Source organism: Shewanella baltica, assembly GCF_900456975.1.
GTDB lineage: Bacteria > Pseudomonadota > Gammaproteobacteria > Enterobacterales > Shewanellaceae > Shewanella > Shewanella baltica.
Genome location: NZ_UGYM01000002.1, coordinates 2,622,404 through 2,639,908, shown reverse-complemented (window position 1 = coordinate 2,639,908; position 17,505 = coordinate 2,622,404). Strand labels below are relative to the sequence as shown.

General features: G+C 45.4%; 16 protein-coding genes. 7 read left to right on the top strand and 9 right to left on the bottom strand.

What is annotated here, in order from left to right:
- From DYH48_RS11870 to sodB, 3 genes are all read right to left on the bottom strand, one after another.
- The gene (locus tag DYH48_RS11870) at positions 1-1,269 is read right to left on the bottom strand and encodes a YeaH/YhbH family protein (protein ID WP_006081286.1); all 1,269 of its coding nucleotides are present in this window, start codon (positions 1,267-1,269) and stop codon (positions 1-3) included.
- A gap of 66 nt (positions 1,270-1,335) precedes the next feature.
- Entirely contained in the window at positions 1,336-3,270 is a 1,935-nt protein-coding gene (locus tag DYH48_RS11865) for a PrkA family serine protein kinase (RefSeq protein WP_006081287.1), read from the bottom strand.
- A gap of 285 nt (positions 3,271-3,555) precedes the next feature.
- Positions 3,556-4,140 carry a superoxide dismutase [Fe] gene (gene sodB, locus DYH48_RS11860; RefSeq protein ID WP_028760317.1) on the bottom strand — a complete coding sequence of 195 codons (585 nt, stop codon included), beginning with the start codon at positions 4,138-4,140 and terminating at the stop codon, positions 3,556-3,558.
- A 224-nt stretch (positions 4,141-4,364) separates the two neighbouring features.
- On the opposite strand from sodB, the gene grxD reads away from it, so the two are divergent.
- Positions 4,365-4,697 carry a Grx4 family monothiol glutaredoxin gene (gene grxD, locus DYH48_RS11855; RefSeq protein WP_011846572.1) on the top strand — a complete coding sequence of 111 codons (333 nt, stop codon included), beginning with the start codon at positions 4,365-4,367 and terminating at the stop codon, positions 4,695-4,697.
- Positions 4,698-4,843: 146 nt separating this feature from the next.
- Here grxD and DYH48_RS11850 read toward each other — a convergent pair whose 3' ends face one another.
- Positions 4,844-6,094, bottom strand: a complete 1,251-nt coding sequence (locus DYH48_RS11850) for a uracil-xanthine permease family protein (RefSeq protein ID WP_115334880.1) — start codon at positions 6,092-6,094, stop codon at positions 4,844-4,846.
- Between the two features lie 216 nt (positions 6,095-6,310).
- Here DYH48_RS11850 and DYH48_RS11845 point away from each other — a divergent pair, with 216 nt between their 5' ends.
- The gene (locus DYH48_RS11845) at positions 6,311-7,402 is read left to right on the top strand and encodes a DUF2066 domain-containing protein (protein ID WP_012088917.1); all 1,092 of its coding nucleotides are present in this window, start codon (positions 6,311-6,313) and stop codon (positions 7,400-7,402) included.
- A 67-nt stretch (positions 7,403-7,469) separates the two neighbouring features.
- Entirely contained in the window at positions 7,470-8,180 is a 711-nt protein-coding gene (hda, locus tag DYH48_RS11840; protein WP_006081292.1) for a DnaA inactivator Hda, read from the top strand.
- A gap of 152 nt (positions 8,181-8,332) precedes the next feature.
- Here the strand turns inward: hda and DYH48_RS11835 are convergent, their stop codons facing one another.
- The 4 genes from DYH48_RS11835 to bepA all read right to left on the bottom strand — a co-directional run bounded on the left by DYH48_RS11835 (position 8,333) and on the right by bepA (position 12,994).
- Positions 8,333-10,288, bottom strand: coding sequence for a hypothetical protein (locus DYH48_RS11835; protein ID WP_115334879.1), 1,956 nt, complete (start codon positions 10,286-10,288; stop codon positions 8,333-8,335).
- A gap of 333 nt (positions 10,289-10,621) precedes the next feature.
- Positions 10,622-10,996, bottom strand: a complete 375-nt coding sequence (locus DYH48_RS11830; RefSeq protein WP_006081294.1) for a DUF2069 domain-containing protein — start codon at positions 10,994-10,996, stop codon at positions 10,622-10,624.
- Between the two features lie 49 nt (positions 10,997-11,045).
- Complete coding sequence (gene arsC, locus DYH48_RS11825; RefSeq protein WP_006081295.1) at positions 11,046-11,396, bottom strand: arsenate reductase (glutaredoxin); 351 nt, start codon at positions 11,394-11,396, stop codon at positions 11,046-11,048.
- Positions 11,397-11,524: 128 nt separating this feature from the next.
- Positions 11,525-12,994: a beta-barrel assembly-enhancing protease gene (gene bepA, locus DYH48_RS11820; protein ID WP_115334878.1), complete on the bottom strand. Its 1,470-nt coding sequence runs from the start codon at positions 12,992-12,994 to the stop codon at positions 11,525-11,527.
- Between the two features lie 113 nt (positions 12,995-13,107).
- Here bepA and DYH48_RS11815 point away from each other — a divergent pair, with 113 nt between their 5' ends.
- The 3 genes from DYH48_RS11815 (at position 13,108) to cctA (ending at position 15,599) form a co-directional block, all read left to right on the top strand.
- Positions 13,108-13,341: a sulfurtransferase TusA family protein gene (locus DYH48_RS11815; protein ID WP_115334877.1), complete on the top strand. Its 234-nt coding sequence runs from the start codon at positions 13,108-13,110 to the stop codon at positions 13,339-13,341.
- Between the two features lie 264 nt (positions 13,342-13,605).
- Positions 13,606-14,688, top strand: a complete 1,083-nt coding sequence (locus DYH48_RS11810; protein WP_006086338.1) for an AI-2E family transporter — start codon at positions 13,606-13,608, stop codon at positions 14,686-14,688.
- A gap of 560 nt (positions 14,689-15,248) precedes the next feature.
- Positions 15,249-15,599 (top strand): tetraheme c-type cytochrome CctA, encoded by a 351-nt coding sequence (gene cctA / locus DYH48_RS11805; RefSeq protein WP_006081299.1) that lies wholly within the window; start codon positions 15,249-15,251, stop codon positions 15,597-15,599.
- A 93-nt stretch (positions 15,600-15,692) separates the two neighbouring features.
- Here cctA and DYH48_RS11800 read toward each other — a convergent pair whose 3' ends face one another.
- Positions 15,693-16,439, bottom strand: coding sequence for a cytochrome b/b6 domain-containing protein (locus DYH48_RS11800; RefSeq protein WP_071938843.1), 747 nt, complete (start codon positions 16,437-16,439; stop codon positions 15,693-15,695).
- Positions 16,440-16,736: 297 nt separating this feature from the next.
- Here DYH48_RS11800 and DYH48_RS11795 point away from each other — a divergent pair, with 297 nt between their 5' ends.
- Complete coding sequence (locus DYH48_RS11795; RefSeq protein WP_006081301.1) at positions 16,737-17,372, top strand: LuxR C-terminal-related transcriptional regulator; 636 nt, start codon at positions 16,737-16,739, stop codon at positions 17,370-17,372.
- The last annotated feature ends 133 nt before the right edge of the window (positions 17,373-17,505 follow it).

Genomic DNA, 17,505 nt, shown 5'->3' with positions numbered 1-17,505 from the left:
TTAAACCGCTTGTTTCTTGAATAGCTCCCTAAAGACAGGGTAAATATCTTCGGCTTGACGTATGTGCTGCACGGCGATGTTGTCGTAATGCTGTTGCAGGGATTCATATTCACGCCACAAGGTTTGATGGGCGCGATTGGTGATTTCGATGTAGCTGTAGTAGCGCACCAGTGGCAAGATTTTTTGTTCTAACAATTGCCTACAGGTTGGTGAATCGTCGGCCCAGTTATCACCATCGGATGCTTGGGCTGCGTAGATATTCCATTCATCGGCTGGGTAGCGGGCTTGTTGAATTTCATGCATTAATTTTAATGCACTGGACACTATGGTGCCGCCCGTTTCTTGGGAGTAAAAGAACTCGTGTTCATCGACTTCTTTAGCTTGGGTGTGGTGGCGAATGTAGACCACTTCTAAATTTTTATAGGTACGGGTGAGGAACAGATACAGCAAGATATAGAAGCGTTTTGCCATATCTTTAGTTGCCTGATCCATAGAGCCAGACACATCCATCAAGCAGAACATCACGGCTTGGCTAGAAGGGATTTCCCTTTTGGAATAGTTATTAAAGCGTAGATCGAAGGTATCGATAAACGGCACTCTGGCAATCTTTTGTTTTAACTCCTCAATTTGGGCTTTTAAATCCAAAATCAACTCGGCCTTAGTGCCTGGAATATTTTCCAGTTCGGCAAGTTCTTGTTCTAACTCTTTTAACAATTTCTTTTTACTGGCTGACATCGCAATACGACGTGCCAGTGATGAACGTAATGAACGGACAATATTGATGTTAGCGGGGACGCCATCATTGGTGAATCCCGCACGGTAGATTTGGTATTCCACCAGTTTATTAAGGCGATTTTTTTGTAGATTGGGGAGTTCTAAGTCCTCAAACAATAATTCTAGATACTCATCCTTAGATATTTCGAACACAAAGTCATCGTCGCCTTCACCCGAATTTGAGGCTTCACCTTTGCCCGAACCGCCGCCAGAACCACCAGGTGGCCGGTCAATTTTATCGCCACGGGTAAATTGGTCATTACCGGGATGCACTCTGTCCCTGACACCGCCTTTGCCTTGGTGAAACATAGGTTCACTGATATCCCGGGTGGGGATACTGATTTTTTCGCCTTTATCTACATCCGTTACGCTGCGGCGAGTCACTGCATCGCTGACGGCTTTTTTAATTTGTTGCTTATATCTATTGATAAAGCGTTGGCGGTTGACTGTGCTTTTTCCTTTCGCATTCAACCGTCTATCGATAAAGTTCGCCATACGCACCTCCCAAAACCCAGCGAAGGCTTTGGCAACACCAAAGCCCTGTACTTAGTTAGCGCAAGTTTAAGAAGATTTACGAACCCGTAAATACCACTCAGACAAGAGTCGGACTTGTTTCTTGGTATAGCCTTTCTCCATCATACGATTGACGAAATCATCGTGTTTACGTTGATCGTCGTTCGATGTTTTGGCGTTAAAGGAAATAACAGGCAGTAAATCTTCTGTGTTGGAGAACATTTTCTTCTCGATCACAGTGCGAAGTTTCTCGTAGCTGGTCCAGAGCGGATTATTACCCTCATGGTTCGCGCGGGCGCGCAGTACAAAGTTGACGATTTCATTACGGAAATCTTTAGGATTGCTGATCCCCGCGGGTTTCTCAATCTTCTCAAGTTCTGCATTGAGGGCGGCGCGGTCGAATAGCTGACCTGTTTCTGGATCGCGGTATTCTTGATCTTGGATCCAAAAATCGGCGTAGGTGACATAGCGGTCGAAGATATTTTGGCCGTATTCAGAGTAAGACTCTAAGTAAGCGGTTTGAATTTCTTTACCGATAAACTCGACGTATTTAGGGATCAAATAACCTTTTAGAAACTCCAGATAGCGTTCGGCGGTATCGCCGGGGAACTGCTCTTGTTCAATTTGCCGTTCGAGCACATAGAATAAATGCACTGGGTTGGCGGCGATTTCTGAATGGTCAAAGTTAAATACCCGCGACAAAATCTTAAAGGCGAAACGGGTGGATAGCCCATTCATGCCTTCATCGACACCCGCGTAATCACGGTATTCTTGGTAAGACTTAGCCTTAGGATCGGTATCTTTCAGGCTTTCACCGTCATACACCCGCATCTTAGAGTAGGTGGAGGAGTTTTCAGGTGGCTTGATGCGCGACAACACACTAAATTGCGCTAGGGTTTCTAAGGTACCTGGCGCGCAGGGCGCTTTTGATAACTCAGAGTTGATCAGCAGTTTTTGATAGATTTGCAGTTCTTCCGAAACCCGTAAACAGTAGGGGACTTTGACTATGTAAACACGGTCGAGGAAGGCTTCGTTGTTTTTGTTGTTTTTGAAGGTTGACCATTCTGATTCATTTGAGTGAGCCAGAATAATTCCGCTATAGGGCAGGGCCGATAGGCCTTCAGTGCCGTTATAGTTGCCTTCTTGCGTCGCAGTTAGTAGTGGATGCAGCACTTTAATCGGTGCCTTAAACATCTCGACGAATTCCATCACCCCTTGGTTTGCGCGGCACAATGCACCCGAATAAGCGTAAGCATCGGCATCATCTTGGGAGAAATGCTCGAGCTGACGAATATCCACTTTACCGACGAGGGATGAAATATCTTGATTGTTTTCATCTCCGGGTTCTGTTTTCGCTATCGCCACTTGGTCCAGAATCGATGGAAAAACTTTCACCACGCGAAATTTGGAGATATCGCCACCAAACTCATGCAGACGTTTTACCGCCCAAGGCGACATGATGGTTTTGAGATAGCGGTTGGGAATGTTGAATTCATCTTTTAACAGCTGACCATCTTCTTCTAAATCGAATAGACAGAAGGGATGATCGTTGACAGGGCTACGTACCCCATTTGCGCTCAGAATATAAATGGGCACTTTTTGCATCAGGGCTTTGAGTTTTTCGGCGAGCGATGACTTACCGCCGCCCACAGGGCCCAGTAGGTATAAAATTTGTTTGGATTCTTCTAATCCTTGAGCCGAGTGCTTTAGATAAGCCACGATTTGCTCTATGGCATCTTCCATGCCGAAGAAATCTTTAAATGCGGGATAGCGTGAAATAAGTCGATTCGAAAAAATACGGCTAAGTGTTGGATTTTTTGCGGTATCAATGACTTCTGCTTCACCGATTGCAAGCAATAGTCGCTCTGATGCTGACATGTAAGCGCTGCGATCTCCTTTGCAGATATCCAGAAACTCCTGCAAAGAATATTCTTCATCGAGTTTTTGTTCGTAGCGCTTTTGGTAATGCTCGAAAATGCCCATATAAACCCCCTGAAACGCCAGTGATGTCATGGAACGGATAACTGGCTAGCCAGCCTCCTACTCTAATCTTAGACACAAACTCACTATCTGTGTCAAAAAAATATCAAATAAAACAATAACAAATAGTTGCAAACGCAATTATTGCACTTGTAGTTTACGGAGGGGCAATCAGCGGGATAAGGGATGGACGGCAAACGAGGGGCATAAAAAAAGAGCCACTATGGCTCTTTTTACTGGGATTAACCCACTGCTCATACAGCAGTCAACAACGATAGGTTAAATGAATTAACCAGCGAAGTTTTGGTTAACGAAGTCCCAGTTAACTAATTGCCAGAAGTGGGCAAGGTAGTCAGGACGCACGTTACGGTAATCGATGTAGTAAGCGTGTTCCCACACGTCAACTGTCATGATTGGCGTTACTGTGCTGTCAGTCAGTGGCGTTGCTGCATTGCTAGTGTTAACGATAGCAAGAGTGCCATCGGCTTTTTTCACTAACCATGTCCACGCGCTACCGAAGTTATTTACTGCTGAATCAGTAAATTGTGCTTTAAATGCGTCGAATGAACCGAAAGCAGCATTGATTGCATCAGCAACTGGGCCAGTTGGCTCGCCGCCAGCGTTTGGTGCTAGGCAGTTCCAGTAGAAAGTGTGGTTCCACACTTGAGCTGCGTTGTTGAATACGCCGCCAGTAGAAGTTTTGATGATATCTTCTAAAGATTTACCAGCGAAATCAGTTCCTTCGATTAAGCCGTTTAGCTTAACAACATAAGTGTTGTGATGCTTGCCGTAGTGGTATTCAATGGTTTCTTGAGAAATGTGTGGTTCTAGTGCGTTCTTTGCATATGGTAATGCGGGTAATTCGAAAGCCATTAGTATCTCTCCATGGTCTTAGGTTATCGTTTTTAAACGTGCTCACTTAGAGCTATTGTACCGATAAAATTTGTGATGTGAATCATTGTTTAGCTAATTGACTAGATAGACGCCATCGAAAAATCAAATGTCGGCATAACCTTACAAACTGTGGGATTTTGTTCTGCCTCTAGCTGACGTACAATAGTCGCATTGAGTCAATGTCATCCTACTTAGGAATCAAAATGGAAACAGTAGAGAAAATTAAGCAGCAGATCACGGAAAACCCTATCATTGTTTATATGAAAGGCTCTCCTAAGTTGCCTAGCTGTGGCTTCTCGTCACAGGTAGCTCAGATCATGATTAACTGCGGTGAGCAGTTTGCATTCGTGGATATTCTTCAGCATCCAGACATTCGCGCAGAATTACCTAAGTTTGCTAACTGGCCGACTTTCCCACAATTGTGGATTGAAGGTGAGTTGATCGGTGGCTGTGATATCGTTGTGGACATGTTCCAAAAAGGCGAATTACAACCTTTGATCAAAGCCGCTGCCGCTAAGATCAAGACTGAAGAATAAGCGTTAATGCTTTTTTATAAGTATTAATGAAAAAGCCGCCATGATTAATATCACGGCGGCTTTTTTGTCGCTGTTTTTCAAAGAGCTATCGCTAAAAAAACATTACAACAAAGACTTCAATAAAACGGCGATTCCTCAAACAACGACTAGTGAGGGGTAACATCTGACTCATTGTGTTTATCGTGTGGCTTGGTTGCGGGCAATAATAAGTTCATGGTAATCGCGACAATGCCGCACAAGCTGATACCGGTCAGGCTGAATGAACCTATGCCAAATGCCATGCCGCCGATACCAAATACTAAGGTGACACCGACAATGCTTAAATTACGCGGCTCAGACAAATCCACATGATTGCGAATAAGGGTGTTGAGACCAACGGCTGCAATTGAGCCGAATAACAAACACATAATACCGCCCATGACTGGGACAGGAATGGTTTGCATCAGCGCACCTAATTTGCCGACGAAGGCCAACGTGATGGCAGTAATAGCGGTCCAAGTCATAATTTTCGGATCAAAATTGCGCGTTAGGGTCACTGCACCTGTCACTTCTGAATAAGTCGTGTTTGGCGGGCCACCAAAGGCTGCCGCGGCAATCGTGGCAATACCATCACCTGTTAGCGTGCGGTGTAGTCCCGGTTTTTTCATAAAATCTTTACCTGTGACATTGGATATCGCCAGAATATCGCCGATGTGTTCAACCGCCGGAGCGATTGCGACAGGGATCATAAAAGCAATGGCATGCCAGTTAAATTCGGGGGCGACAAATTTAGGAATCGCAATCCAACTGGCGGCTGTAACAACCGCAAAGTCAACAATACCAAAAGCAAGGCTTAAGCCGTAGCCTACAATAATCCCCGCTAAAATCGGCATCACTCTCAGTAAGCCCTTGGCAAAAATTGCTACTGCTATAGTGGTACAGAGTGATGCGAGCGAAATAAATAGCGCAATATTGGTGTCAACGAGAGTCAAGCTGCCATCGCCACTTTTACCTAAGGCCATATTCACAGCGACAGGTGCTAAGCCAAGGCCGATGATAATGATCACAGGACCCACTACCACAGGCGGTAACAGCCTATGGATGAAGTCGGTGCCGCGCACTTTGACCAAGGCGCCGAGCATGACGTAGACCACGCCCGCGGCCATAATGCCGCCCATGGTGGAGGGAATGCCCCAAGTTTGCACGCCATAGAGTATTGGGGCGATAAAGGCGAAGGAAGATGCGAGGAAGATAGGCACTTGGCGTTTAGTGATTAATTGGAACAGTAGAGTGCCGATACCTGCGGTAAACAATGCCACACTGGTGTCGAGTCCTGTCAGCAGCGGCATTAGCACTAAGGCACCGAAGGCCACAAACAGCATTTGCGCGCCCTGTAGGGGGATAGCGAGTCGTCTCATTTATTATTCTCGTTAATTTTAGGGTAAACCGCCAAATGATATCAGTTTGTTGGATTTTGAGCAGAAGAAAATCGCCCGTTTTGCCGACTCGGATCACTGTTTGGGTTTTCCGTGCCATGGTTGGCACTGAAATGGGGCTAAATTTTGCCAAGACTCGCTTAAGGCGCTAACTATGGTACAATTTGCCCCATCTGACGTTACTTCAACTACTCAAAGATGCTGAAATTCCTATTGAAGCCGAGCTTAATTGCATTTCTATATTGTCTGTTCACGATTAATAGCGTCAATGCTGTTGAGGTGAGTAAATTAGATGAGGCCAATGTGCCTGTGTCTTCTCGCGCGGTTGCAGAACGCGACAAAGCCCTAAAAAGTGCGCTTGAGCAAGTCATTATCAAGAATACTGGGACGGCGCGATCCCTCGACAACAGTCTGATCCAATCACAGCTCAGTAATCCTGATACCTTGCTGAGCCAGTATGGTTATATCGAGCAGAATGGCCAATTACTGCTAACTGCCAGTTTTGAACACCGTCGCATCGTGGCGCTACTGCGTCAGGCGCAATTGCCCGTTTGGGGAACACAACGCCCGCTGACCTTATTTTGGGTCGCAATGCCAGGCGATGGCGACACTATGATATTGGGTGACTCGTCTGCGTTAGCCGAACGTAAACTCTTTAGTGATTTTTCCGATGCCCGCGGTATTCCGGTATTGCTGCCAATCTTAGATCTTGATGAGTTGATGGGAATTAACCCTAACGATATCAAAGGTATGTTTGCCGATATCGTGGCGAGTGTCTCTGGCCGTTATCAAGCTGACTTTTTGGCATTGGTGGCGATTGATGCTGCTGGCAGCCAAGTTCGTTACCGTTTAAATCTCTATACTAAGGCTACCATTGACTCTTTGACGCCACCGTTATTCAGTTACAACGGCACCGCTGAAAATTCGACTCAGGCGATTGAAGCCATGATGGCGGCGTTAGGCGAATACTATTTTACTAAGTATGCCATTGCCGACACGGGCACGCAGCAAGGCGCGAGTGTCACTTTTGTGAATATTCAAAAAATGGCGCAACTAGTTGAAGTCGAAAAATATTTGAAGCAACTCAGCGCGATTAAAAATGCCACGTTAACGCATATTCAAGGTCATACCGTGACCTTCTCGCTAGATTTGTTTGGCTCAGAAACGGATTTACAACGTTTATTAAGCTTAGAGCCGCGAATTTCTGTGGTTGCACCTGTGAGTGCGGGGGAGTTTAGCCCAGTCTCTAACCAAACAGGCAAGCCTGTGTATGAATGGCGCTTACCTTAAGATGTTATCGGCCGTGCTGAGCCATGATAAGCACGGCATTGTTTTTATTTGATATTGAGAAGACCGAGTGCCCTTAAACTCACCTCTGCAACTCTCGTTACCTGTGCATTTGCCAGACGACGAAACCTTTAACAGTTATTACCCTGCCGCTGGTAATGATGAGCTTATTCAAAAACTGAGAGCCAATGCCGAAGGGCAGGGTGAAGCCGCCATTTATTTGTGGGGCCCAGTCAAATCGGGTCGAACCCATTTAATGCACGCCGCTTGCGCCCACGCTAATGAAGTAGAGCGTCGCAGCTTTTATATTCCATTAGGCATACATGCGAGTATCTCGACCGCCTTGCTTGAAGGACTAGAACAGTTAGATTTAGTTTGTATCGATGATGTCGATGCCATCGCTGGTCACCCCGTCTGGGAAGAAGCGATTTTTGATCTCTACAACCGCGTCGCCGAACATAAAAATTGTGCCTTAGTGGTCAGTGGCAGTTCGTCTCCTGCGGATGCGGGTTTTCTGTTACCTGATCTCGTTTCACGTATGCAGTGGGGTTTGAATTATCAACTGCAACCTATGGCTGATGATGAGAAACTTGCTGCACTGCAACGCCGCGCCGCCATGCGTGGCCTGCAATTACCGGAAGATGTGGGACGTTTTTTGCTGAACCGAATGGCGCGAGATTTACGTACCTTGTTCGATGTATTGGATAAGTTAGATAAAGCCTCATTAGTGCACCAGCGCAAGCTCACCATTCCCTTTGCCAAAGAGATGCTGCATCTTTAAAAGCATGATTGGTTAGAGACGCGGTTTGAGTGGTTTTGAATTAGCCTTGAGCGATGTAAACGCTAAAAAATGTAAAATCCCTAAAACCTAAAAATCAAAAGCCCGTCATGCTGAATGCAGACGGGCTTTTGTTTATCTACAACTTAAACACTCTATTGCTGAGGATGACGGTGACGGTCGCCACTTAAGTGAAGTTCAGGCTCAAAGCGTGGCTGTACATCGTTTGTCGGTGCATTGTTTTGGCCTTTGAGCTGCGCATTCGCAGGCGATGTGGCTAATGTTTGACGCCAGCTTTGACCTTGGGTCATGGCAATCGGCTCGGGCAGGCTTTCAATCAAACTGATCCCATCAAGCTCTGGCAGAATTTCATCAATCACCAGTGCAGCACGATTCTCTAGGCTGTCTTGTGCAATTCGACCTCTTTGTCCCCAGTCAATAATCAGCGTATCCGCAGTTAACACCGCAGGTTTATTGGTGACGGCGACATCACGTAATATTTGATAGCGATAACTCATCATGGCTTCTTCAAATAGCATAGCCGTGTCTTCACGGGTACTGGAATAGGCATAGAAGTCGCTGGCGATATCGGTAGAAAAGAATGTACTCACATCCGATGGTTGATAGGCCTTCTGTACATTACTCGCCGCAGCGCCGAGGAAACGGACATTGGCAAGCCCCATCATTTCAGTGCTCATTAATGGATAGCTGGTGCTGACTTGATCAGATATCAGGCTCTTGTTGGCATTGCGGCGACTGTAATCATCTAGCAGTCTTGGCCCTGTGAGTGAGGCATGTACGCTGCGGGGGAAGAAGTCATTGGCATGGGCTAGCTCGTGATACAGCAAGGAGGCTAGATCGGGATTGATTTGCGCTAATGTTCGGTCTGCTCTGACGGTGATAGGTACGCCAAGTGACGCATACTGATTGTCTTTCACATAACGCCAAGGCATCACAAAGTTAAGATCATCACCGAAATTACTGCGGTAATCCGGCGCCTCATTAATGGTGTCACGCTGGCTTGGCGTAAGCCATAAATCGTCGGGATCGAGATAAATCGCTCCTGTAACTACCCAATAGAAGGAAGGGCGCACGTCATAGCTAATCACCACGGCCGTGACGGATTGTAACAGGCGAGCAAAATCGCTGTTGGGGTCCATCTGAGCTAAAAAGGCGGCAAAGTTATCGCCCATCCAGTCGTGGGAAACCAGTACACGATTAAGAATAGTCTCGCGATTTAGATCGCTTGAGGTTTGGCCTATCAAAGGTAAGGTATTGATAGTGCAACTATCATTGAGCTGATTAGAGTAAACACAGCCCGCTAGCACATTGGCGTAAGGCGAGGCGGGACGATAGGCGTGAGTGCGCGCCACTGGAGTATCGAAATATTGCGAGCTGATCGCCGGCGCCGCAGTTGTTAGCACAAAGGCATCATCACTGAGTGGATTACCGTTGATACTGGCGTTCACTTTGAGCCGAGTGATTGTATCTTGGGCGACCGTTGGCGCGGTAAATAAAGGCCTAAACGGATCGCTTACATCGACCATTAAATCTGGGCCAGACGCCACGCACCAAGAGATATTCGCAGCGCTTAATCCTGATTGTTGTCCGAGCCTTAAGCTGACATTGTTACCTTCAACCACTTGGTGATCTTGGCGGACGTTCAGTACACCCGTCGATGCGGGATCGACATTAATGCCAATTTCTCCGCTGACATCTAGATTACTTCCCGTGACATGCAAGCTAAAACGGTAGCCGCCTGCGGTGGTAGTATCAAAGGCTAATACCGGGCTGTTTTGACTGACTAATTGTATGATAGGTCCATCGATTTGCTGCCAGCGAAAGGTTAAGTTTTGGCTATCGCGATTAAGGATGTTGGCAATGATGGCACTGGATTGACCTGCCACATAAGTCGGCTCAGTTTGAAAACGGATTGAGGATGATGTAGTAACAAGGAGCGGCGAAATGCTATCTGTGCAGCGTGGCAGTGAGGTGGAGGGGGGCGTTACTCCGCCATTATCTGTGTTGCTGTCTCCACCGCCTCCGCACGCCACGAGTAGGCTAGAGCAGGCCATTAATCCCAAAAGCTTCAGTGGTATCGATATCCCCATTACAGCATTCTCCCTTGTTAACTCAGCAGTGCGATTAGACTTTTTGTGACTCACGGGATACTAAGGCCCCACGATGAGAAACTGACTATAGCACGGGGATTAAGTTGCAAAAAGTCAGTGTAAGTATATTAAGTGTTAATTTTGCTGCGGTTTAACTGTCCGTTTAGCTGTTTATTTAACTGCTCGTTTGTCTGTTTGTTTAGCTGGGCATTGAACTGAGGTTGAAGGGGATATTTGAACGCAGATCTGCAGCGGAGTTTGGCGTTGCGATATAAAAATGCCGTCATACCCAGTAAGGTAAGACGGCACTGATATCACATTGTATGCAATGGCTTATTCTTTAGACTTTTTCTTCAGGCCTAATCCCAGTTCACGACCACGGATCCGAGCGTAGAAGGGGAAGGCAATCAGCAGTACACCAATCAACAATACTTCGATTAATGCAAAAGCGAAGGCATCGGTAGTGACATAAAGCAGTGTCAGTCCATGCAGCATATAAAGGCACAGAACAAAACTCGCCCAAGCATAAGTATATGGATTACCTTGGAAAACCCCTTTTGCAGGTAGTAATAATGGCACTATCCATAATAGGCTAAATAGCAGAGTGTATTCACCGCTAATCCCTTGGCCAACAAACCAGCCGCCTAATAGCAGAACGAGCGCGAAGTAGCCTAAACGGCTAAGGGTAAATAAGGTGTTGGACGTCATATGTCTACCTAACGATTAAAATTAAAGCGATTTTTTTTTAAATCATGGATTAAAGAATAGCGAGCACATTCTCTGGAGGACGGCCGATAGCAGCGCGTTGATTGGCGAGCACAATCGGACGTTCGATGAGTTTAGGCGTGTTCACCATGGCCTCAATCAATTGCTGCTCCGTCAACGAGGTGTCGGCAAGTTCCAAGGCTTGATATTCCGCTTCCTTGGTGCGCATTAATTGGCGAGCACTGATGCCTAATTTAGCCAGAATATCGCCGATGACTTCAGCCGTAGGGGGCGTTTTTAAGTATTCCACTAGGGTAATATCGCAACCTTGTTGCTCAAGTAGAGCTAAGGTTTCACGGCTTTTTGAACAACGTGGGTTATGGTAAATCGTCGCTTGGGTCATAGTGCTAGAGGCTCAATACGGGCTGAAATAACGATGGAGCGGATGATAACAGAAAAAATAGCGCCCCGTCAGTGTGTTCGGGGCGCATAAATGGGCTATTAAGTTAAATCAATTTATAAAACAACTGATTACTTAAGTGCTTCCATCTCTTTATCGGCCATTTTGAATTGGCGAATACGGGCTTCAATACGTGCAAGCTGTAAGGGATTACTTTCGGATGCACGGTAGGCAAAGTTAAGCTGATCGATAGCGCCCTTATAGTTAGCTCCTAATGCCATGAGCTCAGCGGTGGAAAAATATTCCAATGCCTGATTACCTGTTTTTTTATAGACAGCGCTCAGCAATTGATAGGGCAGCTGATTTTGCTTATCGAGGAATATCATATCTTCTAGTAAAGGGATTGCCTTAGAGGCTTGGTCAGCTTCTAGGTAGATATTGGCTAAGTTGGCGTTAATCACTTGCGATGTTGGCTTCATTTTCCGCTGGGCTTCAAGCATCGCAATCGCCTTCGCGTAGTCTTTACGTTCGGTCAGTAAATCGGCTTTAGTATCGATATAAAACAGGTTGTTATCATCAATTTTCAATAGTACATCGACGATTTTTTCCGACTCACCAAACTTCTTCAATCTAAATAACGCCAGCGCTTTGCCATAGAGCGCTGCCTCTTTAAAGCTGTAAGTCTGTTTGTTCAGTTGTCTGTCAAACATGCTTAAAACCGCTTCGTCGCTATAACTGGAAAAACGGACTTGAATACGGGCTTTCGCCAGCTGGAAATTGAGGTTATCGGGGATATAACGCTTAGGATATTGCTCGGCGCGGTTACGGGCTTCGGTAATCCGCGACTCAGGTAATGGGTGAGTTAACAGCATTTGTGGCGGTGTGGTGGTAAAGCGATAACGAGTGGCTAACTTACCAAAGAAATCCGCGGCGGCGTTGGGGTCAAAGCCTGCATCCACCAAAATTTGCATACCGATGCGGTCGGCTTCTTTCTCATGTAAACGGGTATAGTTGATTTTTGATTGCGTTGCCATCGCTTGGGTCGTTGCCAGCGCAGCCATACCGGCTTGTGGCACAGCGATGGTTAATAAAATGGCGCCGAGTAAACCCGCAATCGTCGCCGGATTGCTCTGTTGCTGTGCTTCGAGCGAACGCGCAAGGTGACGTTGGGTAACGTGGGTTATTTCGTGACCGAGTACTGAGGCGAGTTCGCTTTCGTTATCTGCATTGAGAAATAAGCCTGTGTGTACGGCAACATGGCCGCCGAAGAAGGCGAAGGCGTTGATTTCATCATTTTGTAACAGGAAGAAATAGAAGGGTGTTTTTACCCCTGTGGCATGGGCGACCAGTTTGTTGCCAAGCTCAGTAAGATATTGACTTAACACGGGATCATTTAACATAGGCGCCGAAGAGCGAATGATGCGCATATAGGCATCACCGTAAACCATTTCTTTTTCAAGGCTGAAGGTGTTAACTGCGGCCGTACCTAAATCCGGTAAGTCATTGTTAGCAAAGCTTTTGGCGGCGAAGGTTAGCAGCATCAAAGAGAGTGCGCCTGCAACAAAAGGTTTTAATCGAGTTAAAAAAGTCAAATTACGCAAGCGGATCCTTTTATTTCTAATTATCTCAACTAAAGGCAGAGATACTGCACTTAGCTTGTAGTTTGAGGTGCAACTTAGGATAATAGCCCAAGTTCGTCTATAGCAAGTTCATTATGATTTTTATTGATTTAACGCTATTTCGCTGTCCTGTACCTTTAGTCAAAGTGAAGCTTGCATTGAAGCCAATGCGAGACGGCGAGCAATTTCATATCTTACTCTCTGACTCAGGCTCGAGGCGAGATGTTCCCCAATATTTAAAAAAACAAGGTCACGTCGTGCAAGAGTTGCGTAATGATGTGAGTCTGTTAGCCTTGATGATCACCAAAGTTGATCTATCTCAGGGATAAATTGAGGATTTTCATGTTTAAATCCTGTCCGAGTCGCGGCCTAACCTCATGTGGGAGCCAGATGAGTGTACCTGATTAGTGTGCCAGATGAGTGCAAGAGTCTCGCTTAGATACGATTTTTGAACTTTGTGAACTCAGTTTTTATAACTTAGCTGACAAGTTGAAGTAAAAGTAGGATTGAGTAGTGTCGTAAATAACTGCATGATAAATAAACTTTCCTGAGCGTTTGGGAAGCCTAGCCAATCATCACTATTGGAATGATCCATGTTTACTGTTTTTTCTCGTTGGTATCAAGAGCGCTTTAGTGATCCACAAGCGGTGACCTTAATGGCTATCCTTGTTGGGTTCGCGTTAGTGATTTATTTCGCTGCAGGTTTACTTGCCCCCTTGTTAGTCGCGCTGGTGTTGGCATTTCTACTGGAATGGCCCGTGGCACAAATGCTTAAAGTGGGCATTAATCGCACCGCTGGTGCATCCTTAGTTATTGTGTTGTTTTTGGGCATTGTGGTCCTACTGACATTTGGCTTAATTCCGAGTGTGTGGCGCCAAGGCGTGAGCTTAATTGCCGATCTGCCGAGCATGATAGATAAAGGGCTGCTGACGATACAAACCTTGATCAATCAATACCCGCAATTTATCAATCCAGAGCAGTTAGATCTGATGGTCGGAGAGCTTAAAAAGCTGCTTGATACTCAGCATGTGCTGGATATTGCTAAGCAATTAATTGGCTACTCAGCTTCTTTGCTCGTCTTGATGGTGTATGCGATTTTAGTGCCTTTGCTGGTGTTTTTCTTTTTAAAGGATAAAGACCAACTGATCAGCGGCAGTAAGCGCTTTTTCCCCGCCAATCGCCAGTTAGCTCGCAAAGTGTGGTTTGAAATGCATCAGCAAATTTTCAATTACATTCGCGGTAAAGTGATTGAAATCGTGGTTGTTGGCGTCGCAACCTATATCTTGTTTGCCGTAATGGGACTGAGATATTCAGTGTTGCTCGGGGTGCTAACTGGGTTGTCGGTATTGATCCCCTATGTTGGTGCAACCTTAGTCACCTTGCCGATCACCTTAGTGGCATTTTTTCAGTGGGGTTTTAGTTCTGAATTTGGTTATTTGATGTTGGGTTACGGCATTATTCAGGCGCTCGACGGTAATTTACTCGTGCCGATTTTGTTCTCCGATGCGGTGGATTTGCATCCGGTGATCATCATAGCCGCGGTGTTAGTCTTTGGCGGTTTATGGGGCGTGTGGGGGGTATTCTTTGCCATTCCATTGGCCTCGCTGGTCAAAGCCGTGATTAACGCTTGGCCTAAAACTGAGGTTGAAACTCTCCATGGACTCGATGCGAGTTGATGCCGACTCGCTGAACGGTTTGCTTAGCTTGTCCTTGTGAGCATGCCTGCTTTTAACAACTTAATTTAGTTTCTAAATTTGAGCATTGAGTTCCGTCATGGAACTCAGTGCCTGAGACGAGTAGGGCGTTCAGGCGCCACATTTAGGCACCATATATAGGCGCCATGTTTCGTCTCCATTACACATATTCATCAATCACTCGCTATATTTCTTGTTTAGCGTTATTGCCTTCGGGTTTGTCATTTGTCTTCAAGTCCCTTGAATAGAGCCCATATTGTCTAATTCAGGCTTTTTATTTTGTCCTTAGTCGCTTTGGGGATTTACATTATGTAGCCTCTAGGTTAGGCATATGTAAAACTCTTATATAAGCATGTGGTTACATGATGCAGCGCACATTTTACCCTTGAGTATGTTGATAAAGTTGGGGTGCTTAGCATGGGTTTGCTTATTCGTTCATCCTTAGCTAAGTTATATCGAGTCGTGCTATTTACTTTTGGTTGCGAGATGGAAGTCACCCTGACAAGAATTTCCACTGACAATCGCCATTGGAGGATACTATTGTGAGCAAAAAACTATTAAGTGCGCTTTTCGGGGCTAGTCTCGCAGCGTTAGCGCTGTCGCCAACCGCATTTGCTGCAGATCAAAAATTGTCTGATTTCCACGCTGAGTCGGGTGGTTGTGAAAGCTGTCATAAAGATGGTACACCTTCTGCGGATGGTGCCTTTGAATTTGAACAGTGTCAAAGCTGTCACGGTTCTCTTGCTGAGATGGACGCTGTTCATAAACCACATGACGGCAATTTAGTCTGTGCAGATTGTCATGCGGTGCATGATATGAATGTAGGTGAAAAACCTACCTGTGAAAGCTGCCATGATGATGGCCGTACACCTGCGACTATTCTGAAAAAATAATCAAAAAATGTTAGAAACGTTGGCGCAAGCCTTCAAGTCTAAACAAATAACGCCAGCAAATGCTGGCGTTATTTTTATCATTAAACTAAACGATTACTCGTCTTTTGGCTGACCTTGGATGATCTTCTTGCCAGAGAACATGGCTGAAATAATCCCAGGTTGACGTTTAACTTCGGTATAAACCACTGCGAATACATGCAGTAAAATCAGTAGCATAAGTAGATAAACCGCATAAACGTGAACTTCACCGGCAAGTCCCTTCAGCGGTTTAAGCGCATCCGCTTTCTCGGTATTCACCCCAGTGGCATCATAGGGTTTTAAGCTTGCTGGATCGACATTGGTATCGGCCAGATAGCTTTGTACTGCACTACCCAATGGCGGGTAGTAAATATCTGTTCCTGCGCGTAAAAGCCCAGTTACCATGATAGTAACTAACAGCAGCATAATGCCGAGGACAGCAAATTTGCCTTTAGGATTATGGCCTAAATACTGCGGATTTTTACCCGCGGCCAGTTCTGACTTATAGGTCATTAACTCATTTTTGCTATTGGCATTGGGAAACATATGGCTGAAACGCGCATATTTGTTACCGACAAAACCCCACACAAGGCGAATGATGAGGTTGATTGCAAACGCATATCCTATGCATACGTGTAAAGTTTTTAAGCCAATTTTGCCGGTTAACTCAGTGATGCCCAACTCAGTGCGATACATCATGATGCCACCCACTAATATGAGTGCGAGCACGAGAATGACATTTATCCAATGGAATAATCGAGTCGGTTTGTCCCACACAGGGTAGGATTTGACTTCAAGCGCGGTGGGTTTACTGCTGGACATGGAATTTCCTTATTTTTTGTGTTGATATGATCTTACGCTTTTATCTAAAAATTTCAGTAATTTTTTTCAGTTTCAATTAAGACTTCTGATTGATAGTGGATTCAACGAAAGTGTTAGAAGTTTTTGATTTGCGTACGGTAAATATTTTTCACGTAAGTCTTTTTAATCTGTTTTATCTAATGCTAATATCGTCACCACGATAGACTTGGAAGTCTATTGAACGGATGTTGAAGTTGTATTGAGAGGATCTTAGGTTCTCAAAGTGAATAATCGTTAATCAGACAGGGAGTGAGCAGGATGTTCAAAATATTACATTGGATTGTAGTGTCACGATCGCAAGTATTAATGGAACTGCTAGCAGGACGTTGGCCACAGGAGTTTCTCGTTAAGTTGACGCAAGTCAGCCCAGATGAGATGTGTGAACAAATCAAGGATAATCATGCCTCCATGGTAGTGATTGATTTAGCGACTGTTGATCTTCAAAAAGCCCATCAATTTCAGCGTTTACTTGCCCGTGAACAACCAAGTGTACGAGTCGTCTATTTACAATTCCCTAAACAAGTGGATGCGCGCTTTTTAATGCAAGCAGCCACAACCGCAGGGGTGTTTTATCTCGATGCGGGTTTAACTGAGATTAGCCTAGGATTCTCGAATATTTTACGAGGACATAGGGTGATCCCAATTCAACTCGTCAATGGGGTGAACGATGACTTTGGTTTGTTCGAGGATACTGAACCGCTGACGATTCGTGAGCGAGAAGTATTACAAGCACTCTTAACGGGTAGTACTAACTTAGATATTGCCAATCAGTTGTTTGTCAGTGAAAGCACGATAAAAACCCATTTGTACCGAGTATTCCGTAAGATAGGTGTGTCGAGCCGTGGTCAAGCGATCGCGTGGGCGCAGACCTATTTGCACGATGTGGTGGTTTAAGTCTGTATAAGCACTGATATAAGACACTGATTTAGCAAGGGAATACTGATCTAGACATAGATGTGTGCGTTTAGAGATTAGTACCTAAGTTAAGTGTTATCTCAGAAATGATAAAAGGGGCTTTTGCCCCTTT